This window comes from Massilia sp. Root418, assembly GCF_001425265.1.
Taxonomy (GTDB): Bacteria; Pseudomonadota; Gammaproteobacteria; order Burkholderiales; family Burkholderiaceae_D; genus Rugamonas.
On record NZ_LMEC01000001.1, the window covers coordinates 1,047,911 to 1,069,642 of the forward strand.

At 65.6% G+C, this 21,732-nt stretch carries 17 protein-coding genes and 2 riboswitches; of the genes, 9 read left to right on the forward strand and 8 right to left on the reverse strand.

Annotated elements, in window-relative coordinates; all coding sequences use genetic code 11:
• The first annotated feature begins 42 nt into the window (after nucleotides 1-42).
• The 5 genes from ASC94_RS04370 (at nucleotide 43) to ASC94_RS04390 (ending at nucleotide 6,201) form a co-directional block, all read left to right on the forward strand.
• Complete coding sequence (locus tag ASC94_RS04370; protein ID WP_056391213.1) at nucleotides 43-1,140, forward strand: hypothetical protein; 1,098 nt, start codon at nucleotides 43-45, stop codon at nucleotides 1,138-1,140.
• On the forward strand, nucleotides 1,137-2,831 hold the full coding sequence (gene recJ, locus ASC94_RS04375) for a single-stranded-DNA-specific exonuclease RecJ (RefSeq protein WP_056391216.1): 1,695 nt from the start codon (nucleotides 1,137-1,139) through the stop codon (nucleotides 2,829-2,831). Before ASC94_RS04370 ends, recJ begins: the two co-directional genes overlap by 4 nt.
• Nucleotides 2,832-2,938: 107 nt before the next feature.
• On the forward strand, nucleotides 2,939-3,973 hold the full coding sequence (locus tag ASC94_RS04380; protein ID WP_229417160.1) for a sensor histidine kinase: 1,035 nt from the start codon (nucleotides 2,939-2,941) through the stop codon (nucleotides 3,971-3,973).
• Nucleotides 3,970-4,716, forward strand: a complete 747-nt coding sequence (locus ASC94_RS04385) for a LytTR family DNA-binding domain-containing protein (RefSeq protein ID WP_056391219.1) — start codon at nucleotides 3,970-3,972, stop codon at nucleotides 4,714-4,716. The genes ASC94_RS04380 and ASC94_RS04385 overlap by 4 nt, the downstream gene beginning before the upstream one ends.
• Nucleotides 4,717-4,779: 63 nt before the next feature.
• Nucleotides 4,780-6,201, forward strand: coding sequence for a serine hydrolase (locus tag ASC94_RS04390; RefSeq protein ID WP_082616148.1), 1,422 nt, complete (start codon nucleotides 4,780-4,782; stop codon nucleotides 6,199-6,201).
• Between the two features lie 147 nt (nucleotides 6,202-6,348).
• On the opposite strand, the gene def is transcribed toward ASC94_RS04390, so the two are convergent.
• Genes def through smc form a run of 5 tightly spaced genes read right to left on the reverse strand, consistent with a single transcriptional unit; the run spans nucleotide 6,349 to nucleotide 14,829 of the window.
• Complete coding sequence (gene def, locus ASC94_RS04395) at nucleotides 6,349-6,885, reverse strand: peptide deformylase (protein ID WP_056391225.1); 537 nt, start codon at nucleotides 6,883-6,885, stop codon at nucleotides 6,349-6,351.
• Complete coding sequence (gene galU / locus ASC94_RS04400; protein ID WP_056391228.1) at nucleotides 6,882-7,775, reverse strand: UTP--glucose-1-phosphate uridylyltransferase GalU; 894 nt, start codon at nucleotides 7,773-7,775, stop codon at nucleotides 6,882-6,884. The genes def and galU overlap by 4 nt, the downstream gene beginning before the upstream one ends.
• Nucleotides 7,772-10,120 (reverse strand): NAD-dependent DNA ligase LigA, encoded by a 2,349-nt coding sequence (gene ligA, locus ASC94_RS04405; RefSeq protein WP_056391231.1) that lies wholly within the window; start codon nucleotides 10,118-10,120, stop codon nucleotides 7,772-7,774. The genes galU and ligA overlap by 4 nt, the downstream gene beginning before the upstream one ends.
• Nucleotides 10,121-10,129: 9 nt before the next feature.
• Nucleotides 10,130-11,305, reverse strand: coding sequence for a cell division protein ZipA C-terminal FtsZ-binding domain-containing protein (locus tag ASC94_RS04410; protein ID WP_056391234.1), 1,176 nt, complete (start codon nucleotides 11,303-11,305; stop codon nucleotides 10,130-10,132).
• The gene (smc, locus tag ASC94_RS04415; RefSeq protein ID WP_082616150.1) at nucleotides 11,302-14,829 is read right to left on the reverse strand and encodes a chromosome segregation protein SMC; all 3,528 of its coding nucleotides are present in this window, start codon (nucleotides 14,827-14,829) and stop codon (nucleotides 11,302-11,304) included. The genes ASC94_RS04410 and smc overlap by 4 nt, the downstream gene beginning before the upstream one ends.
• A gap of 179 nt (nucleotides 14,830-15,008) precedes the next feature.
• Between smc and ASC94_RS04420 the strand changes: the two genes are divergently transcribed.
• A complete protein-coding gene (locus tag ASC94_RS04420; protein ID WP_267875084.1) occupies nucleotides 15,009-15,350 on the forward strand; it encodes a FlxA-like family protein in 342 nt (113 codons plus the stop codon).
• Complete coding sequence (locus tag ASC94_RS04425) at nucleotides 15,337-15,831, forward strand: low molecular weight protein-tyrosine-phosphatase (protein WP_056391240.1); 495 nt, start codon at nucleotides 15,337-15,339, stop codon at nucleotides 15,829-15,831. The genes ASC94_RS04420 and ASC94_RS04425 overlap by 14 nt, the downstream gene beginning before the upstream one ends.
• Nucleotides 15,832-15,839: 8 nt before the next feature.
• On the opposite strand, the gene ASC94_RS04430 is transcribed toward ASC94_RS04425, so the two are convergent.
• Nucleotides 15,840-18,575: a DUF1631 family protein gene (locus ASC94_RS04430; RefSeq protein ID WP_056391244.1), complete on the reverse strand. Its 2,736-nt coding sequence runs from the start codon at nucleotides 18,573-18,575 to the stop codon at nucleotides 15,840-15,842.
• Between the two features lie 160 nt (nucleotides 18,576-18,735).
• Between ASC94_RS04430 and ASC94_RS04435 the strand changes: the two genes are divergently transcribed.
• A complete protein-coding gene (locus tag ASC94_RS04435) occupies nucleotides 18,736-18,951 on the forward strand; it encodes a hypothetical protein (protein WP_056391246.1) in 216 nt (71 codons plus the stop codon).
• An 84-nt stretch (nucleotides 18,952-19,035) separates the two neighbouring features.
• Here ASC94_RS04435 and ASC94_RS04440 read toward each other — a convergent pair whose 3' ends face one another.
• Nucleotides 19,036-19,593 (reverse strand): ATP-dependent Clp protease proteolytic subunit, encoded by a 558-nt coding sequence (locus ASC94_RS04440; protein WP_056391251.1) that lies wholly within the window; start codon nucleotides 19,591-19,593, stop codon nucleotides 19,036-19,038.
• 147 nt (nucleotides 19,594-19,740) lie between these two features.
• On the opposite strand from ASC94_RS04440, the gene ASC94_RS04445 reads away from it, so the two are divergent.
• Nucleotides 19,741-20,505, forward strand: a complete 765-nt coding sequence (locus ASC94_RS04445) for a hypothetical protein (RefSeq protein WP_056391254.1) — start codon at nucleotides 19,741-19,743, stop codon at nucleotides 20,503-20,505.
• A gap of 8 nt (nucleotides 20,506-20,513) precedes the next feature.
• On the opposite strand, the gene ASC94_RS04450 is transcribed toward ASC94_RS04445, so the two are convergent.
• Nucleotides 20,514-21,314, reverse strand: a complete 801-nt coding sequence (locus ASC94_RS04450) for an ABC transporter substrate-binding protein (protein WP_162251392.1) — start codon at nucleotides 21,312-21,314, stop codon at nucleotides 20,514-20,516.
• A 188-nt stretch (nucleotides 21,315-21,502) separates the two neighbouring features.
• Nucleotides 21,503-21,589: riboswitch (glycine riboswitch) on the forward strand.
• Nucleotides 21,590-21,608: 19 nt separating this feature from the next.
• Nucleotides 21,609-21,714, forward strand: a riboswitch (glycine riboswitch).
• Nucleotides 21,715-21,732 lie beyond the last annotated feature (18 nt).

Genomic DNA, 21,732 nt, shown 5'->3' on the forward strand with positions numbered 1-21,732 from the left:
AGACAAGGAGCGGAAGGCGGCGGGCTGATACAATCGCGGGTTATGAATCAGCTTACCCTCGTCCTGCCCTTCGCCCTCACCCCGCCCGAACTCGCTTCCGACCTGGCCCGCGCGCTGCAAGTGCCCTCGCTGGAGATATTGCTTGAACGAAACAGTTCGCATCGCGTGACGGAGGAGGACGGCAGCAACCGCCTGCTGCCGCACGAAAGCTGGCTGTCGCGCGCTTTCAGCGCGGGCGCTTCCGACACCGCGCCGTTTGCCCCCGCCATGATGCGGGCGCTCGGCGTGGCCCAACCGGACGGCTATTGGTTCGCCGTGCAGCCGGTGCATTTGCAGCTGACCCGTACCCACATGGTACTGGGCGATCCGCGCTCGCTGAACCTGAGCGAAGCCGACTCGCGCGCCCTGTTCGCGCTGGTGCAGCCCTACTTCGACGAAGTGGGCAAGCCCCTTATCTACGCGGCGCCGGACATGTGGTTCATGCGCGCGGACGACTGGAGCGGCCTGCGCACCGCCTCGCCCGACGCCGCCGTGAACGACAACCTGGCCGACTGGATGCCCGAGGGCGACGCCAAGCGCGCCTTCCGCAAGCTGCAGAACGAGGTGCAGATGCTGTGGCACGAGCATCCGATCAACGAAGCGCGCCAGCAGCGCGGCCTGCAGCCGGTGAATTCCTTCTGGCTGTGGGCAGGCGCGCCGGCCGGTCCGGGCGCGGCCGGCGGCGGCAGCGGCTCCGCCGGCAGCGGCGGCAACACCGGCGCCTTTGGGGCTGGCGGCACGCTGGCTGTGGCCAACTGCCCCGCATGGCTCACGCTGCTGGCCGATCCGTCCCTGCGCGCGGCCAACGTGGAACAGGTGCTCGCCCTGCCTGCCGGCGCCAACGCGGATGCCGCCGTCACGGTGGTGCTGGGCGAACTGATCCCGGTCGGCAAGGCGGGCGACTGGTCGCCCTGGCTGGCCCACATGCAGCAGATCGAGCAGCAATGGTTCGCGCCCCTGCTGGCGGCGCTGAAAACCGGCCGCCTGGCCAGCCTGAAGCTGGTCTTCAGCAGCCATTTGAAACTGGCCGAATTCACCATCACCAAGGGTTCATTGCGCAAATTCTGGCGCAAACCCGCCCTCACCAAGTTGACGCCATGACCCGTATCGCCACCCGCCCCTGCCCCTTCCGTACCTCGGAAATGCTGCGCCAGGGCGGCATCCATCCCGTCCTGGCCCGCCTGTTCGCCGCGCGCGGCCTGAGCGACCCGAAAGAACTGTCCAGCGAACTGGCCGCGCTGATCGCGCCATCGGGCCTGCTGCACATCGACGCCGCCGCCGTGTTCCTGGCCGACTCCATCGCCGCGCAAAAGCGCATGGTCATCGTGGCCGACTACGACTGCGACGGCGCCACCGCCTGCGCCACCGCGCTGCGCGGCCTGCGCGCAATGGGCGCCAATGTCGACTTCATCGTGCCCAACCGCTTCGAGTACGGCTACGGCCTGACGCCAGAAATCGTGGCACTGACGGCGCGCGAAAAGCAGCCGGACATCATCATCACCGTGGACAACGGCATCGCCAGCATCGACGGCGTGGCCGAAGCGAACCGGCGCGGCATCGAAGTCGTGGTCACCGACCACCACCTGCCGGCGGACGTGCTGCCGGACGCGCGCGTCATCGTCAACCCCAACCAGCCGGCCTGCGGCTTCCCCAGCAAGAACCTGGCGGGCGTGGGCGTGGTGTTCTACGTGCTGCTCGCGCTGCGCGCAGAACTGCGCCGCCGCGGCGTGTTCGACGCCGCGACCCAGCCCAAGCTGGACAGCCTGCTGGACCTGGTGGCCCTGGGCACCGTGGCCGACGTGGTGAAACTGGACCCGAACAACCGCATCCTGGTGGCGCAAGGCCTGAAGCGCATGCGCGCAGGCCGCATGCATCCCGGCGTGGCCGCGCTGTTCCGCGTGGCGGGCCGCCAGGCGCGCACCGCCAGCCCGTTCGACCTCGGCTTCGCGCTCGGCCCGCGCCTGAACGCGGCCGGGCGCCTGGAGGATATGTCGCTCGGCATCGAGTGCCTGCTCACGGACGACGAGGACCGCGCCTGGCAGCTGGCGCAGCAGCTTAACGAGATCAACCTGAAGCGGCGCGAGATCGAAGCCGAGATGCAGGACGCGGCTTTGCTGCACCTGGACCGCTTCGAGCCGGCCGCCAGCAGCACCATCAGCGTGTTCGACGAGACATGGCACCAGGGTGTGATCGGCATTGTCGCCTCGCGCCTGAAGGAGAAATTCTTCCGCCCCACGATCACCTTCGCGCCGGCAGGCGACGGCTGGATCAAGGGTTCCGGCCGCTCCATCCCCGGCTTCCACATGCGCGACGCACTGGACCTGGTATCAAAGCGGGCCCCCAGCCTGATCGACAAGTTCGGCGGCCACGCGATGGCGGCCGGCCTGAGCCTGCGCGCGGAGGCCTTCGACGCCTTCTCGGAAGCGTTTGAAGCCGTCGGCCGCGCATGGCTGACGGAGCAGCAGCTGGAACGCGTGATCGAAACCGACGGCCCTCTCGAAGACGCCTACTACACCACCCAATTCATCGAACTGATGGACGGACAAGTGTGGGGCCAGGGCTTCGCGCCCCCGGTCTTCTGCGACGAATTCCGCGTCGTCAGCCAGCGCATCCTGAAAGAGCGCCACCTCAAGCTGCTGCTGGAAAAGAACGGCACGCGGTATGACGCCATCTGGTTCGGCCACACCGACTCCATCGGCGAGCGTGCCCGCGTCGCCTTCCGCCTCGACGCCAACGAATACAACGGCACTACCAAAGTCCAGCTGATGGTCGAACACGCCGAACCCGCGTAACCGGCTCGTCGCAGGGCATGCACGGCTCGGCGAATTTTACTGGACCGCGATCCTGCCAGCGCTTAAGGTGACAGCTTTCGTACCTTGCAAAAGGACAGGAATCTGACGTGAAGATCGAAACGCCCTTGCTCGTTCCCGTGCTTGCCGGACTGCCGGTATGCGCCTGCATGATCATCCTCGGCCTGCCCTCCCTGGGGCATGGAAATATCGTTGCCTTTCGTACGCTCTTCTTTGTCACCTGCCTGGCATGGCTGCTTCCGCTGACCCTGCTGCAGCGGGCGATGTGGCGCCGTGAATGGCCCTGGCTGCGGATGGCGCTGGTGCTGCTGGCAAGCAGCTATCTGATGTCCATCCTGAACGCCGTGCTGGGGCAGCGCCTCGCGATTTCGCTCGGGCTGGAAACCGGCTACCGCTGGACCGATCTCGCCAGGGGACTGGATGGCTGCTGGCTGGCGCTGATCGCGTTCTGCGCGGCCCATGCGGTGGCGGGCTATTACCTGTCGCTGCAGCGGCTTCATTTGCATCTCGCCCAGGCGCAAGGCGCAGCGCGCGACGCCGAGCTGCGCGCGCTGCGGCTGCAGGTCAATCCACATTTCCTGTTCAACTCCCTGAACGCGATTTCCGCGCTGGTGTCGGCCCAGTCCAACCGTGAAGCGAACCGCATGATCAGGTGCCTGGCGGACTTCCTGCGCACCACTCTCGCTCACGACGGCCGCCACGAGCATTCGCTTGCCGATGAACTGGCCCTGCTCGACGCCTACCTTGCGGTCGAAAAGGCGCGGCTCGGCGAGCGCTTGTGTCTGACTATGAAGACCGGCCCTGACCTGTTGTCCAGCGTCGTGCCCTACCTCGTGCTGCAGCCGCTGGCCGAGAATGCCATCCGCCACGGCATCGCAACACTGGCTGATCCAGGGCGGCTCGAGATTCTTGTCGAGCGCGACGGCGCGCGCCTGCTCATCGACGTCCAGAACGACGGCCGGCAACGGGCGCCTGCGGACAGCGGCATCGGCCTGGCCAACGTACGGGAGCGCTTGCTCCATCTGTACGGCGAGGATCAGCAGCTGGACGCAGGCTGGAAGACGGATGGCCGCTTCCACGTCCGCATTGCCATGCCGCTGCGCAGTATGGAGGCGGCAGCATGAACATCCGGGTCGTCATCATCGACGACGAGCCGCTGGCCAGATTGGCGGTCAAGGTGCGGCTGTCGCGGCGGGAAGGGTTTACGCTGGTTGGCGAGTTCGGCGACGGGACCAGCGCTTACGAAGGGGTTATGGCGCTCAGGCCCGACCTGGTATTCGTCGACGTCGAGATGCCGGGCAAGACCGGGCTGGAGGTGTTAGCCGCACTGCCGCCGGCGCAACGGCCCATGGCCATCCTGCTGACGGCCCACGACGGTTTCGCCGTGCAGGCGTTCGAATTGGCAGCCCTCGATTACCTGCTCAAACCCGTCGATGACGAACGCATGGACGAAGCCCTTGACCGCGCACAGCAGGCATTTCCCTACCGCGGCCAGCACCGCGCGGCAACCTCGATGGCGCCGAAGAGGCCCTCGTTCAGCGTACGCGCCGGATCGCGCACGGTGCTGGTGCCGGTCGCAGAAGTCGAGCGCATCGAAGCTGACGGAGACTATGCCACCCTGCATGCACAAGGCAAGACCTGGCTGGTCCGCGAACGCCTGCACAACCTGGCCATGCAGCTCGATGCGCGCCAGTTCCACCGGGTTCACCGCTCGTCCATCGTGCGGCTGGACATGATCACCGAGGTGCACTCGCTCACCAACCGGGACGCCCTGCTGCGCCTGCGCGACGGCAGTGTACTGCGCGCCAGCCGTACCTATATGCCCGCCTTGGCGGAGGCACTGCAACACCTTGACGAGAAGGCCTGACCGCTACCGGCGAAGAGCATCGTTTTACACATACGCCCCATGGGCTAAACAACGGAGAACAACATGTTTCGAGTTTTGCTTGCCTGTCTCTTGATGGCCGGTACCGCTGCGAAGGCGGACAATATCGAGCGCGACCTCGATGCCATCGTACAAAGTTACGGTAAGGTCGGCATATTCGCCGGCACGGTGCTGGTGGCGCGTGACGGCAAGACCGTCTATGAAGCGGCCGTGGGGTTGGCCAACCGCGAGACCAATGTGCCAAACCGCACCAACACGCGCTTTAACATCGGCTCTATCGGCAAGACCTTCACGGCGGTGTCCATCCTGCAGCTGGCCGAAGCGGGCAAGCTCAAACTGAGCGACCCGATCTCCCGCTTCCTGCCCGATATCCCTTACGCGGAGAAGGACACCATCACCATCGCCCACTTGCTGAACCACTCGGCCGGCACCGGCAACTACATGGCGCACAAGGACTTTGCCGCGAACAGGGGCAAGCTGCGCACCATTGACGCCTTCCTGCCCTTGATTTACGACCAGCCGCCCAGCTTTGCGGCCGGCAGCCGTTTCCAGTATTCGAATTCGGGCATGGTGCTGCTCGGCGCCGTCGTCGAAAAAGCCAGCGGGCAGTCCTACCGCGACTACCTACGCGATCACATTTTTAACCCTGCCGGCATGACTGAGAGTTCGCTCACCCTCGAAGACGAGCCACTGCCTAACCGCTCTATCGGCTACACCCGCAACGGCGACGGCAGCATAAGCTCCAACGTGGACTCTGTACCGCCGCCGTCGTCCGATGGCGGCATGCGCACAACCACTCGCGATATGCTGCGCTACGATCAGGCGCTCAAGCGAATGGCGCTGTTGTCCGAAGCGAGCATGGCGACCATGTTAACCCCTGTGGGACCGGACAAGGAATATGCCTTCGGCTGGCAGCGCAAGAGCGCTTTCGGCGACATCGTCACCGGTCATAATGGCGGCGCGCCCGGCATCAATGCGGTGTTCAGCCGTTACCAGGGCAGCGGCTATACGGTCATCGTCCTTTCCAACGCGGGCATGGGAGCAATCGACGTAGCCGAAAAGATCGAGGCACGCCTGTACGGCAAACCGGTGCAACTGGCCGTGCAGGCCGATTCCGACATGATGCTGGCTCTTGATCTGGTGATGCGCGGCGACCTGCGCGGCGCCGCCAAGCTGTACGACCGCAATACTGGCCACGCACCGTCGGTGTACCAGGCTGCAAGAACCCGCATCGATGGCGGCTTTGAAACCACCGAGGCGATCGCACTGCTGGACCGCTACCTACGCTTCGACGCCGCAGTCCAGTTGCCGCCTCCCGCTGCTGCCTGGTGGCGCAAAGGGATGGCTTACGAGCAGCTGGGCGACAAGGCCAAGGCACGCGCGAGCTATGTGCAGTCGCTGGCGCTCGACCCTTCGTTCGACAAGGCTAAGCAGTCGCTGGCGAAGCTCGATACGCCAAAGACCTGATGAGGCCAGAAGCCGTCACTCGCCCGCCATTGTGCCGCCATTTAGACCGGATTCTCACCGTTTAGAGCAAATTAGACCGGCCACAAAAAAAGGGACGCCATCTCCCCATATGCGTCCAACTTTTTACAGCCGGCCCGCCTTTGCCGCTCAATCGTCGTCGTTGGGATCGAGATCGGGGAACATCACCGAGGTGTAGCCGAATTTGCTGAAGTCGGTGATGCGCATGGGGTACAGGATGCCGTGCAGGTGGTCGACTTCATGCTGCACCACGCGGGCGTGGAAATCGTCGGCGTCGCGCACGATGGGCTTGCCGTACTGGTCCACGCCTTCGTAGTGCAGCTTCTTGTAGCGCGGCACGCTGCCGCGCAGGCCGGGCACGGACAGGCAGCCTTCGAAGCCATCTTCCTTCTCGCCGGTGATCGGCGTGAGCACGGGATTGATCAGCACCGTCTCTGGCACTTGCGGTGCGTCCGGATAGCGGGCGTTGTTCTTGAAACCGTAGATCACCAGCTGCAGGTTGACGCCGATCTGCGGCGCCGCCAGGCCTGCGCCGTTGGCCGCGTGCATGGTGTCGAACATGTCCGCGATCAGCGCATGCAGCTCGGGCGTGTCGAACTCGCGCACCGGCTCGGCCACGCGCAGCAGGCGCGGATCGCCCATCTTCAGAATTTCACGTACGGTCATTTGGCCCCCTGCTCCAGTTGCAGCTCTTGCAGATACTGGCGGAATTCTTCGCCCATCTCCGGATGCTTCAGGCCCATCGCGGTGGTGGCTTTCAGGTAGCCAAGTTTGGAGCCGCAGTCGTAGCGGGTGCCGTCGTAGCGGTAGGCCAGCACGCGCTCGTGCTTCATCAGCGCGGCGATGCCGTCGGTGAGCTGGATCTCGCCGCCGGTGCCGGCGCCCAGGTGCTCCAGGTGCTCGAAGATACGGCCGGACAGCACGTAGCGGCCCACCACGGCCAGCGTGGACGGCGCCTCTTCCGGCTTCGGCTTCTCGACGATGCCGGACACCAGTTCCAGCCGGCTCTGGTAAGGCGTGGCGCTGACGATGCCGTACTGGCGCGTATTGGCGCGCGCCACCTCCTGCACCGCCAGCACGCTGGCGCGCTCGTAAGAATAGACTTCGGTCATCTGCGCCAGCACCGGACGGGTGCCGTTGTCGGTGTCCATGAAGTCGTCGGCCAGCAGCACGGCAAACGGCTCGTCGCCCACCACCGGGCGGGCGCACAGCACCGCATGGCCCAGGCCCAGCGGCTCGGACTGGCGGATGAAAATGCAGTTGATGTGCTTGGGGATGATGTTGCGCACCTGCTCCAGCAGCGCGGTCTTCTGCGCCGCTTCCAGCTCGGCTTCCAGTTCGTAAGCCTTGTCGAAATGGTCTTCAATGGCGCGCTTGTTGCGGCCGGTGATGAAGATCATGTCGGTGATGCCGGCGGCGACAGCCTCCTCCACCGCGTACTGGATCAACGGCTTGTCGACGATGGGCAGCATTTCCTTGGGCTGCGCCTTGGTGGCGGGAAGGAAGCGGCTGCCCAGGCCTGCGACAGGGAATACGGCTTTGCGGATCTGCGTCATTTATTATTCTCCAGCAGGGCCAGCAAGCCTGCTTCGTCAAGGATGGGGATCTCAAGTTCTTCCGCTTTGGCCAGCTTGCTGCCCGCCTCGGCGCCTGCCACTACGTAACCGGTCTTTTTCGACACGGAGCCGACCACTTTGCCGCCGGCCGCCTCGATCATGGCGCCGGCCTGGTCGCGGCTCAGGTTGGGCAGCGTGCCTGTCAATACAAAGGTTTTTCCGCTGAGCGCGCCCGCCACTTCCACCACTTCCGGCAGCTGCGCCAGCAAGTCCTTTCGCAATGCGTCCAGCGCCAGCAGCTGCTCGCGGTTGCCCGGCTGCGCCATCCATTCTGCCAGCGCGGCGGCGGTGGCGGCAGGCAGGCCGAAGACCGTGAACACGCCCAGGTGGGCCAGCACTTCCAGCGTCACCTCCTGCTCCACCAGCTGCCGGCAGCGCGGCTCGGTCATCTTGGGAATGCCAAGGGCTGCCATCAGCTTGACGGTGTCCAGCTTCTCGCGCAATTTGGCGCTGGGCGGATGCTCGCCTTGCGGCGTCACGCCGGCGGCCAGCAAGGCGTCGATGGCCTCCTGGTTCTTCGGCTCGGCGAAGAACTCCGCGATGGCTTCGGCCACGGTGCCGCCGATGTCGGGCAGCACGCGCAGCAGCGCCACCGGGGCGCGGCGGATCAAGTCGAAACGGCCCAGCCACTCGGCCAGCGTCTTGCCGGTCGACTCGCCCACGTGGCGGATGCCGAGCGCGAACAGCAGGCGCTCCAGCGGCGGCTTCTTGCTGGCGGCGATGGCTTCCAGCAGGTTGTCTGCCCACTTGGTGGCGATCTTGCCTTGCTGGACGGTCTCCGGCGTCGTGCCGTCACGCTCATCGGCCAGGCGCTTCATCTTCAGCAGGTCGTCCAGCGTCAGCTTGTACAGGTCGGCCACGCGCGTCACCAGCTCGCATTCGACCAGGTTGTCGATGTAGCGGTCGCCCAGGCCTTCGATGTCCATCATGCGGCGGCCGGAGAAGTGGCGGATGGCTTCCTTGCGCTGCGCGCGGCAAAACAGGCCGCCGGAGCAGCGCGCGATGGCCTCGCCCTCTTCGCGCACCACGTGCGAGCCGCACACCGGGCATACCTTGGGCAGCACATAGCGCGGCGGTTCCGGCTGCGGGCGTTTTCCCAGCACCACCGCCAGCACTTCGGGAATCACGTCGCCGGCGCGGCGCACGATGACGGTGTCGCCCACGCGCACGTCCTTGCGCTGTACTTCCCCTTCGTTGTGCAGGGTGGCGTTGGTGACGTTCACCCCGCCCACGAACACCGGCTCCAGCCGCGCCACCGGCGTGATGGCGCCGGTGCGGCCCACCTGCACTTCAATGTCGTGCACGATGGTGGTGGCTTCCTCGGCCGGGAACTTATGCGCGATGGCGAAACGCGGCGCGCGCGAAACGAAGCCAAGCTGCCGCTGGTCTTCCAGGCGGTTGGCCTTGTACACAACGCCGTCGATCTCGTACGGCATGCCGGGGCGGTCCTGGCCTATCTTGCGGTAATACTCCAGCAGGCCGGCGGCGCCGCGCACCACGGCGCGCTCTTTGGCCACGGGCAGGCCAAGCGTCTGGTACCAGTCCAGCAGCGCCGAGTGCGAGGGCGGCATGTCTGCGCCTTCCAGCGCGCCAATGCCGTAGGCGAAGAAGCTCAGCGCGCGCTGCGCGGTGATGCGCGAGTCGAGCTGGCGCAGGCTGCCCGCCGCCGCGTTGCGCGGATTGACGAATTCCCTCTGGCCGGCTTCACGCTGGCGCTCGTTCATCTTTTCGAAGTCGCGTTTGAACATCAGCACCTCGCCGCGCACGTCCAGCAGCGCGGGCACCTTGGCGCCGTGCAGGCGCAGCGGGATGCCCTTGATGGTGCGGATATTGGCGGTGACGTCCTCGCCGGTGTAGCCGTCGCCACGGGTGGCGGCCTGCACGAACAGCCCGTTCTCGTAGCGCAGGTTGATGGCCAGGCCGTCGAACTTCACTTCGGCGGCGTACTCCACCTGCAGCACATCCAGCCCCTCGCGCACGCGGCGGTCAAAGTTTTCCACGTCCTCGTCGCTGAAGCCGTTGTTCAGCGAGAGCATGGGAACGGTGTGCGTCACCTGCGCGAACTGCGGCAGCGGCGCCGCGCCCACGCGCAAAGTGGGCGAGTCCTGCTTTTGCAGCTCGGGGTGTTCCACTTCCAGCTTTTGCAGCTCCAGGTAGAGCTGGTCGTATTCGGCGTCCAGAATGGTGGGCGCATCGAGCACGTGGTAGGCGTGCAGGTGGCGGTTCAATTCGGCCGTCAGCCAGGCCGCGCGTTCAACCTTGGCCTGGTATTCCTTGTCACTCATTGCGCACCCTTAGCAGAACAGGCGCAGCGCGCGGGTGGAGCCGGCTGGAATGTCGGACGATTCCATGTCGGCGTAGAAGTCGCGCACCTGGCCCGCGATCTCGGCCAGCGCCTCGTCGGACAGCGGCTGGCTGTAATCGTCCACGATGGTGCCGTCCAGGCGGCCCGCCAGCGATTTGGCGCAGGCGATCATGGCGCCGAAGCCGTCGCGCGCTGGCGCCACGCAGGGCACGTCGAGCAGCAGCGTCAGGCGCGGCGTGGTCTCTTCGGCCAGCGTGACATTGGTCGAGAGCGAGAACAGGTGGCCGCCTTCGCCGTCCGGCATCACGTAGCGGCCGTCCGGCCGCACGTCGAAGCCCTGCTTTTCCAGGGCGCCCAGCAAGGTGCTGATGGCCCACGGCGCGCCGTTGGTGTGCAGGTTGACGCCCAGCTGGGCGTCGTGGCTGGAAACGAAGCGGTGCAGCGTCTTGGCCTCGGCCATCACTTCCATCATGTCCGGGATGGCCGGTTCGGCGCCGATTTCGTCTGCCACCGCGCGCAGGCGCGTCACCAGTTCGGAGTATTCAAGTTCATTCAGCGCAGTGCTGCGGCTGGCCAGCTGCACGCCGCCCTGCAGTTCGGTGTACACCCCGCCGTGGACGATGGGTTCCCAGTCGCCGTTCACGTGCAGGCCGATGTAGTGCACCGGCTTGTTGCCCACCAGGCGCAGCTTCTGCAGCACCGGCAGGATCTTGTCGCCGCGCACCGGGGCTTCCAGCGCCAGCGGCAGCAGGCAATCGATCAGCGGGTCCACCAGGGCGGTGGCCTGTTCGGCGGCGGGCGTGAGCGTGCCCGCTTCCTGCGCTGGCGGCGCGTAGGCCTCGCCGCCGGCGTCGCTGCCGGCGCCGGCAACGGCACCCGCACCCGCGCCCGCACCCGCGCCCGCACCCGCAGCGTCGTGGCTATGGGCGCGGCCGGCCGCTACGGCAGCGTCGGCGCTGCCGCCGCTGTCGTCCAGCGAGAAGCTGGGCTCATGGCGCGGTACGGCGGGCTCGCCGTCGGGACGCATCAACACGTCGTCATGGTCGGACGAGAAGGCCCGCTCCACGGTCTTCTTGGCCTTGTACTCCTGCCATTTGTTGTACGAGAAAACGCCGACGATAAAGACGCCGCCGGCTGCGATCAAACTCATTTGAAGATCTGTCATGCTGCTTGTGCCTCGGTAGCGTAGTGGGCGGCGGCTTCCATATCCACCGCCACGATGCGCGATACGCCCTGCTCCTGCATCGTCACACCGATCAGTTGATTGGCCATCTCCATCGCAATCTTGTTGTGCGAAATGAAGAGGAATTGGGTCTGGTCGGACATCCGTTTCACCATGCGGCAGAAACGTTCCGTATTGGCGTCGTCCAGCGGCGCGTCGACCTCGTCGAGCAGGCAGAACGGCGCCGGGTTCAGGCGGAACATGGAGAACACCAGCGCGGTGGCCGTCAGCGCTTTTTCGCCGCCGGACAGCAGGTGGATGGTGGCATTCTTCTTGCCCGGCGGCTGCGCCATGACTTGCACGCCGGAGTCCAGGATTTCATCGCCCGTCATGATCAGCTTGGCCTGGCCGCCGCCGAACAGGATGGGGAACAGTTCGGAGAAGTGGCCGTTCACGCGGTCGAAGGTGTCCTGCAGCAGTTCGCGGGTTTCCTTGTCGATGCGGGCGATCGCGTCTTCCAGCGTGTTGATCGCTTCGGTCAGGTCCGCGTTCTGCGAATCGAGGAAATTCTTGCGCTCGGAAGCCTGCGCCAGCTCGTCCAGCGCGGCCAGGTTCACGGCGCCCAGCATGGCGATGGCATTGGTCAGGCGCGTGACCTCGCCCTGCAGGTAGGACGGCTTCATGTCCGGATTGAGCTTCTCGCTCAGCGCCGCCTCGTCGGCGCCCGCTTCGGCCAGCTGGGCGGCGAACTGCTCCTGGTTCAGGCGCGCGGCCTGCTCCTTGAGCTGCATCTCCATGATCTTGTCGCGCTGCGGCTGCAGGCTGCGCTCGTTGTTCATGCGCGCGTCCTCGAAGCTGCGCAGCTGCTGCGTGATCTGGTCCAGCTCATGGCGCGCGTCCGACAGCGCGCGCTCCTGCTGCGTACGGCGGTCCAGCAGCTCCTGCAAGCCTTCGCTGGCGGTGCCGGCCTCCAGGCTTTCCAGCTCGCGCTGGCCCGCGCCCAGGCTCTCGGCCACCTGCGCCGCCTGGGTGGTGGCGGTGGCGATGCTGCGGCGCAGTTCCTCGATCTTGCTGCGCTGGGACTTCTCCGCGAATTCCGCTTCCTGCGCGCCGCGTTCCAGGTCGCGCAGGGCCTGGCGCGCGTCGGCCAGCTTCTGTTCCTTTTCCATGAAGACGGTCTGGCCGTCCTCGTGCTCTCCCTGCAGGTTGCCCAGCTCCATGTCGAGCTGCTCGAACTTTTCCTCGGACTCCATCTTGGCCTGCATCTGCTCCGCTTCCTGCGCCGCGATTTCGGCCAGGTCGGCCTCGATCTGGGTGCTGCGCTGGTTGAAGCGTGCTTCGATTTCGGACAGCTTCACCACCTCGATCTGCAGCGCGTGCACCGTCTGCTGCAGCTGCTGCACCTTCTGGCGCAGTTCGGCCAGGTTGCGCGCGTGCGCGGCCACCGCGGCATCGGCGCGCACCGAACGGGCGCGCGCCTCGTCGGCCAGCATGGTCTGGGCACGCAGCTGCTTGCCGATGTTGTCGATCTCCTGCTGGCGCGCCAGCATGCCGTCCTGCTCCGCGTCGGCGGCGTAGAAGCGCACGCTGGACTGGGTGACCACGTGGCCCTGCGCGGTCACGAACTTGCCGCCCGCAGGCAGCGTGGCGCGCGCCTTGAAGGCGGCGTCCGCGTCGGCCGCGACGAAGACATTGTGCAGCCAGTCCTGCAGCACGGCGCGCAAGCCGGGGTCGTTCAGCTTGAGCAGCGAAATGAAGGGCTTCAGGCCCGGCTGCTCCTGCTGCATGGCGGGTGCGCTGGCGCCGGGCGCGAACAGCGCCAGCTTGGCCGGCGGCGCGTCGCTGAAGAAGTGCCTGGCCCATTCGATGTTGGACACCTGCAGCGCCGACGTGCGCTCGCGCAGGATGGCTTCCATCGCCGTTTCCCAGCCCGCCTCGATCTGCAGCTTTTGCCACAGGCGCGGCAGCGCATCCAGCTCGTGCTTCTGCAGCCACGGCGTGACCTTGCCCTGGGTCTGTACGCGCTCCTGCAACTGGCGCAGCGCATTCAGGCGCGCTTCCAGCTGCGCATTCGCGGCCGCCTCGGCGTTCACCTGCAGTTGCGCGTCCTGGCGCTCGGCTTCCAGCCTGGGCTGCTGCTCCAGCGCCTCCTCAAGGTGGTAGGTCTGCTCTTCCAGCGCCTGCTGCTTTTCCTCCAGCTGCAGTTTCAGGTTGGCCAGGTGCGCGGAATCCGGCAGGCTGAGACCATTCTTTTCCTGCTGCAGGCGTTCGCGCCGCACGGCCAGGCCGTTCAGGATGTTGCTGGCGTTGCGCTGATGCGCGGATTCCAGTTCCAGCTGCTGCTGCGCCTGCATGATGCGGGCGCGCGATTCGCTGCTCTTGTCCTGCGCCGCGCGCCATGCCGCTTCCAGCACCGGCAGCGACTCTGCCTTCTGCTCGGCCATCATGCGCGCCTGCTCCACCTTGGCGGACAGCTCTTCCAGGTTGAATTCCGCTTCCTCGATCTGCTCGCTGTACTCGGCCGCCTGGCTTTGCCACTGGTCGCGCTGCGCGGCCAGGGTGCCGAGCTGGTTCTGCAGGCGGGTGCGCGACTCGACCACGAACTTGATCTGCGCCTCCAGGCTGCCGATCTCGGAATTGGTCTGGTACAGATGGCCTTGCGCCGTGTGCAGGCGGTCGCCGACGGCAAAGTGCGACTGGCGCATCTGCTCCAGCGTCAGCTCCACGTTGCGCAGCTTGGCGGTCTGCTCTTCCAGGTCGTTCTGCGCCTGCTCCACTTCGCGGAAGTACCTGGCCTGCTCGACCTGCGCCTCGTTCTTGCGCAGCAGCCAAAGCAATTTCTGCTTTTCGTCCTGGTCGGCCTGCAGCTGGTGGAAGCGGTGCGCCACGGCGGCCTGCGCTTCCAGTTTTTCCAGGTTGGCATTGAGCTCGCGCAGGATGTCTTCCACCCGCAGCAGGTTTTCGCGGGTGTCGTGCAGGCGGTTCTCGGTTTCACGGCGGCGCTCCTTGTACTTCGACACGCCGGCCGCCTCTTCCAGGAACACGCGCAGCTCTTCCGGGCGCGATTCGATGATGCGCGAGATCATGCCCTGGCCGATGATGGCGTAGGCGCGCGGGCCGAGCCCGGTGCCCAGGAAGATGTCCTGGATGTCGCGCCGGCGCACCGGCTGGCCGTTGATGTAGTAGGTGGAGGTGCCGTCGCGCGTGAGCGTGCGCTTGACCGCGATCTCGGCGTACTGGCCCCACTGGCCGGCAGCCTTGCCGTCATTGTTGTCGAACACCAGTTCCACCGAAGCGCGGCCGGCCGGCTTGCGGTTGGTGGAGCCGTTGAAGATCACGTCCTGCATGGATTCGCCGCGCAGTTCGGACGCTTTCGATTCGCCCAGCACCCATCGCACGGCATCGATGATGTTCGATTTGCCGCAGCCGTTGGGACCTACCACGCCGACCAGTTGACCAGGCACCTGGAAATTGGTGGGATCGACAAACGACTTAAATCCCGACAATTTGATGGAAGATAAACGCACGTTTTAGGACGAATTGAATTGCCACAATGAAAAGTGGCTTATCATACCATTTCAACGCCGGATTCAGGCTAAAAACGCGTGTGCTGCCGGGCGAGGCCGGCCTCTAACGCCCGGCGCACAGGGCGCCTTGCCGGGCCGGCGCCGCCGGGCAGGTCCGCCCGCCTCATTGGGAGAACATTTTGCAGATACAAGCGGGAGCCGGAGCCGGCTCGAACAGGACCGCCGCCAGCATGGACTCGCCGGCGCGCATCGCCATGCTGCGGTCGCAAATCAAAGGCTTGCTGAAGAAGATACAGACCTTGCGCAAGGCGCTGATGGAGGCAACCGATCCGAAAGAACGCCTGGCCATCATGAAGCAGATCGTCGACCTGCAAGACCAGGTGCGCATGGCCGAGGCCCAGATCAGCGAGCTGCAGCTGCGCGCCAAGCGCCGTGCGCAGCCCGCGCCTGCGGCGCCGGCCACGGCTGCCGAAGCCAGGGAAAAGAAGGACAAGTGGGAAGACGCATATGGCCCGGCCTAGCCAGCCTGCCGGCGCCGGCAGGCCGGCGGTGCTGTTCGTCTGCATGGGCAATATCTGCCGCTCGCCGACCGCCGAAGGCGTGTTCCGGCAGCGTGCCCTGGCGGCCGGGCTGGACCTGGAGATCGATTCGGCCGGCACCCACGCCTACCACGTCGGCAAGCCGCCGGACGCGCGCTCGGCGCGCCATGCCCTGCAGCGCGGCTACGACCTGAGCGCGCAGCGCGCACGGCAGGTCTGCCCGGCCGATTTCGAGCGCTACGACCACGTGCTGGCGATGGACCGCGACAACCAAGCGCGCCTGCAGGCAGCCTGCCCGCCGCAGCACCGCCACAAGCTGTCCCTGTTCATGCAGTATGCCACCCATTCGGATTCGGACGTGGTGCCCGACCCCTACTACGGCGGCCCGAATGGCTTCGACCAGGTGCTGGACTATATCGAGGATGCGTCCGACGGCCTGATCGCCGCCCTGAAGCAGGGCTGACAGGCCGCTCAGGCGGCGACGTTGGCGGGCGGATCGAGGTGGTCGTCGTTGACGGCCAGGCCGCCCATGGCGGCCGACAGCGCACGCGCCACCACGCCTTCGGTGCGCACGGCGCGCACGCTGCGCTCGCGGAACTTCTGCACCAGCGCCTCGCCCGACAGGGAAAACGCCTCCTGGCGCGCGCTGGTGGAGAAGATGTAGAGCGTGCGCAGCGGGCTGATCCAGGCAAGCTTGACCTTGCGCGTGCTGCCGTCCTGCTGGTCGAACTCCAGCCACATGCCGCGCGCCAGGCTGTCGGCTTCGATGGCGGCGTCGTCGTCCAGCGGTAGCGCCGGGTCGGGCCGCGTCCTGGCGGCGGCTTCGGCCGCCCTGGCTTCCAGTTCCAGGCGGCGCTCGGCGGCTTTCTGCGCCACTTCCATGGCGATCTCGATCTGGCGTTCAGGCGACAGCTCCAGCGGCGCGCGCACGATGGAGGCGTGGCACTCGGCCAGTTCGGCGAAGAATTGCAGGCGGTCGGCATCCTGCCATTTGATGACGTCCAGCCACTTGTTGAGCGTGGAGAGCAGCTTGGGCAGCTTGGAGATCAGCTGCTTGCGCTCGTCGGCGGTGATCTTGGGCTTCACGCTCCAGATCAGGTCATCCATGGTCTGGGTGGCGTTCTGCACGGCGCCCGGCTTGCTCTCTTCCACGTTGTAGGCAATGGTCAGCACGGACACCCATTTGTTCTCCAGGAAGGCTTCCACCATCGCGATCACTTCGCCGCTGCCGATGCGCAGCGCGACCGCGCTTTTCGCCGACTTGGCGGCCACGGCCATCTTTTCCTGCTTGAGCGCAGCGGCGATCGGCTCGGCGATGGCGGCGGCGGACGCAGCCTCCTCGGCCTTGATGGACGCTTCCAGCTCCTGCACGGCCTCGCTGAAGGCGGACACCTCCTGGTCATGGTCGCGGCCCACGCGCTCGACGCTGCGCTGCATGGCCTGGAACAGCGGATCTTCCGGGCTCTTGCGCTGCTCCCAGCCCATCCTGGACAGCAGGTCTATCATGCGCCGTGCAGGGTGGCTGTCCTGGAAGAAGAAGTCCTTGTCGACCAGGGCAGCCTTCAGCACCGGGATCTGCAGGAAGCGGATCAGGTCGCGGATCTCTTGCGAGATGTTCTGGTCGCGGAAGACCGTGTCGAAGATGGCCGACAGCAGGTCGATGGTGCTTTCATCCGAGCGGGTCAGGCTGCCTTGCGGGGCGTTCTTCTTGATGTTGGGCAGGTAGAACACATTGGGCGCGGCGCCGGCCGACGCGGCATCGGTGGCTGCATTGGCTGCGACATTGGCTGCTGGGTTGCCTGCCGCGTTAGGGGCGGCGCCCAGGCTCGCGATGCCCTGCATGCCCGCCGCGCCGGCAGCCGCATTGAGCAGGCCAAGCAGCCCTTGCGGGTTGCCGCCCTGCCCGGCTCCGGCCGGCACGGCAAAACCGCCCGCAGGCAGCACGGCCAGCCCATCGGGCGGCACAAAGCCGCCGGCAGGGGCAAAGAAGCCCGCATGGGGCGCACCCGCAAGCACGCCCGGCCCCGCTCCCGCCCCGCCGGCCATACCTGCCATACCGGCCATCGCGGGGATCCCGGCCACGCCCGGCGCCGGGAATCCGCCCCCGGCAAGCGCGCCGCCGGCCGCCGCGGCACCGCCAGGGATGAAGCCGGTGACAAAGCCGGGATGCGGCACGGCCGCACCGCCGCCCTGACCGCCAGCCATCATGAAACCGGCGCCCGGCATGGCGCTCTGCTGCACCTGCGCCAGATAATTCATCAAAGGCTGCTTGGACGCCACCTGGGCCGCGCGCTGCGCCACCTCATTGGCCACCCCGCCCAGCGGACCTTGCGCGGCGCCCTGCGCCCACGCGCCAGCCTTCAGGTTGGCGATGTCGGGCAGATCGGGAATGACCAGGTCCGGATCCAGCGGCGCATCCTGCGAGGCCGAGAAGAACTGGCGCAGCTGCTGCGCCAGTTCCGCCTGCTGCTTGCGCTTGCGCGCGGGACTGGCGCTGCTGGCGTCGTGCGAGTCCGCCTTGCGCGCCTTGTAGCTGTCCACCGAGCCCGGCAGCACACCCTTGCGCTGCATGGTCAGGCTCAGCTCCTCGAGCATGCCGGACAATTCCATGAACATACCCGGCTTGAGCAGGCCGAGCAGCAGCCCGGCCGCCGCCTCGTCCGCGTTGAACTCCAGCCACGCGCTCTGCAATGCGTTCAAAAAGACTTCGGGACGGAAGGGATTCTGGTTCACGCGCAGGATGTCGCGGTCCAGCAGGAAGGCCAGGCGCACGTTCAGCGTGGCCAGCGCATCGGAATACTGTGCCTCGAAGGGCTTGCTGATCCCGCCCAGCGTCACCTTGCTGTCCATCTCCTCCAGCGACACCAGCGACAGCGGCTGGTCCAGCACGCGCGGCTTGGTCTTGGCGCCGGGCGCCAGCTCGGCAATCTCATGCCTCAGCGACCGTTCCAGCTCCCTGAGCGTCAGGTTCAGGTAGCGGTAGTGATCATTGCGCAACAGGTTGCCGGCGCGGATGCGGGCCTGCAGCTCGCGCACGTCGCCGCCGGTGTCCACGCCATCGACCAGTGCCCCGGCGATGCGGGTGGTGAAATCGAGGAACTGGTCGCCCACGTGCCGCTTCACCACCTCGATCAGGTTCTCCAATAGCGCATGGCGCGGGGTGACCGCTTTTTTTGGCGCTGACGGAGTTGTCGGATGTGAAAGCATGGTCTAACCTGATGGCGACAGGCTGCGCGGCCGGCCTGTCGATTTCATGTTAACAGCCGCGATACCACATTCTTGCACATTCTTGCCGATAGGCAATAGCTCGCAAGAAAGAAATAGTGATTTTGTTTGATTTTTCCCTCACTGTATAAAGGACAGCGACATGAAATCGAAGCAAAGAAGCGACCGGCAGAGCAAAGATAGTGATGCCAACAGCGCCAGCCGTCAATCCGGCGCCCCCGGCTCGGCCTCGCTAGGCCGGTCGGACGCCCAGGGCGGCGCCCTCGACCGCAAGGAAGAAAGCCGCCGCTCGCGCAGCGACGACGCGCGCAACGAGGTCAGCCGCAGCAGCAGCCGCAGCGGCTCGCGCAACCGCTAGGCTGCGTCCCTGTCCGCAATCACCCGCCGCCCGGCCTTCGAGCCGGGCGTTTCACGTGGCAGGCGCGTGGCAGGCGCGCGGCAATCAGATATTGGTGATGCGCCGGCCAGGCGGCGGGCGGAAGTCGCTTACCTTGTCGATCATATTCACCTTCACGGCCTCCGAGGCGGTCAGGTGCAGGTCCGAATACGCATGGATGCGCCAGTGGTCCTCGCTGAACTTCACGTGGCTGCGCAGGATTTCCTCGGTGCGGGCATCGTCTGCCTGCAGCCCCTCGACAATGATGCGCAGGGCGTCGGGACGGGCGCCCGACGGCGCGCTGGCGTGCGATTTGTGCACCATGAAGCGCGCGGTGCTGCTGGCGTAGCGCTTGTAGCCGGCCATGAACACGATCACCGCGATGGAAGCCACCGCGCCGGCGTTGTACATATGGAAGCGGACCGGCAGGTTGCTCATGTAGTTGTACAGGCAGATGCCATCGCTCACGTAGCCGCCATTGGACTGCAGCAGCACGTGCGCATCGGTCACCATGTCCTCGCTCATGTCCGCCGCCGCATCGAACATGCGGTGCACCATGTCGCTGTTGACGTCGCCGGACAGGGTAAACCACGAATGGCCCTGCAGTTTGTCCTGGTCTTCCATGAATGTGTCCTCACTTTTATGCATGCAATGATTCTAACAAAACACGGGCCTTCATAGCGGGACGCTGCGTCATTCGTGCGCGGCGGCAGCACACTGCCGCCCCGCGGCCGGCCGCGCTACAATCTGGTCCAGACTTCAAGGACACAGATGGACAACCTCACTTCGGCATTAACCCGCCTCTACCTGCCCGAGGGCGCGGCGCAAACCAACCTGCTGGCCCAGCGTGCCCAAGGCCAGACCGGCGTGCTCGCCCGCCTGGTGGCGGACGGCCGCACGCGCGCCGTCGCCATCCCGTTCCGCCCCGTTCCGGGCGGGCTGGAAGCCCAGCACTGGACCCAGCTATGCGACATGGCGAACGCCTTGCAGGCCGAGCTGGGCCTGCCCGCCCCGGCGGTGAGCATCGCCGGCGACCGGGGTTACGGCCTGTGGCTGTCGCTGGCCAAGGCGGTGCCGGAAGCGCTGGCGCAGCGGTTCGCCGCGCTGCTGTGGGCCAGATACGTGCCGGACGCGCCCGCTCCGGACAGCTACGTTATGGACCTGCCGCCCTGCCTGCATCAAGGCACAGGCAAATGGGCAGCCTTTATCAATCCCGGCCTGGGCGCCTCCTTCGCGGAAGAATCCGGGCTGGAATTGCCGCCGCCGCACGCCGGACAGGCGGCGCTGCTGGACGGCCTGCACAGCATCGGCGAGGCCCAGTTTACGCAGGCGCTGACGCTGCTCCAGCCTGCGCCGGCAGCCGGGCAGCCAGCCGCAGCGCCAGGCCCCGGACCCGGGCCCACGCCAGCCCCCGCGCCGGCAGCCCCCGCCCTAGCGGACGGCCTGCTGCTGAAGGACGCCACGCTGGAAGACATCGTTGCGTTCCTCCATGCGAAGAACATTGAACCGACCTTCAGGCATCTGATCCGGCCATAGCGTTTCGGCTATTTCAGGTTGTATTTCCCCCAGAGTTTCTTGAGGATCCCGGCGTTTTCCATCTCCAGCAGCAGCTTGTTGATTTCGGCAACGCTCGGGCTGATGCCTTTGCGCACGAGAATAGTGTACGCGTTCACGGCATCAAATTTCGTAGAGACCAGGATCTTGTTTTGCACCTCGGGATGCTTGAGAAGGTAGATTTGCAGGTACTCCCTCACCACCACCGAAATGTCGGCACGCCCGGTGACTGCGGCTTCGATCAGACCGTCCTGCGAGGTGGTCATGTGGGCGTTGTAGTTCTTCTTCAGGAAGTCGTAGTCGGCGTTAAAGTTGGCGAAGCCGTAGTGGTAACCGAGGATGCCCCAGATAGTCTTTCCACGCAGATCGTCGAAATATCGCTGATCCTTGTATTTCTCCATCCGGGTAATATAGACCGTGCCGCCGTGCATAATCACTTCCGAGGCCGCCATTTCCCTCCCCTGCCAGCCCCAGTCGAGAGCCTCGAAAAACATCAGATCGTACTTTCCCTCATCAAAATTGATGAAACGGCGCTTGGAAGAGGTATGAACGAACTCAAAAACGTATTTTTTCTGGAACGCGTTCAGGGCCGCAATCAGATCCAGCGTCAGGCTGGTGGCGCCCGGTGTCTTGTCGACGAAAGGCGGAAAATCGTATCCGCCGACCTTCACAACTTGCTGTGCATTAACAGAAATTGTACCAAGCCAGGAAATCAACGCCACCAAAGCGACCAGCCGGCGCAAGCCCCGTGGCGGGGCGAGCCTGTGGCTGGACTTTGGATTGGGGAGCATCGTGGGCGTCCGATCGTCAAGTGGCTGGGATAGGAGCAGTCTCTGCTCCACGCTTAATTTTAGCCACAGCAGGGGCAACTTGACAGGACTGTTCCCTACTCTACCAGCATGTTGCCGAAGAGCCAGTGCTGCGCAGTTGCCGCGCACCCTGCAAGATTGACATAAAGCCCCTTCTGTCATATATTCCTCAGTCTTGATCGGGAGAGGGCAAACTTGCGTTGCCGCCGAAGGGGCACTACCCAAAAACTCTCAGGCAAAAGGACCGGTCAAGGGCCAGCGGCGCACTGCGCAGCTGGGTCAAACTCTGGAGAGCGGCTGCGGCACCACGCCAGCAGCCCACCGAAGGGGCGTGCGGATGATCGTCCGCTATCTCTCAGGTACCAAGGACAGAGGGGTTCGTCGCATTGTGCTGTGCATT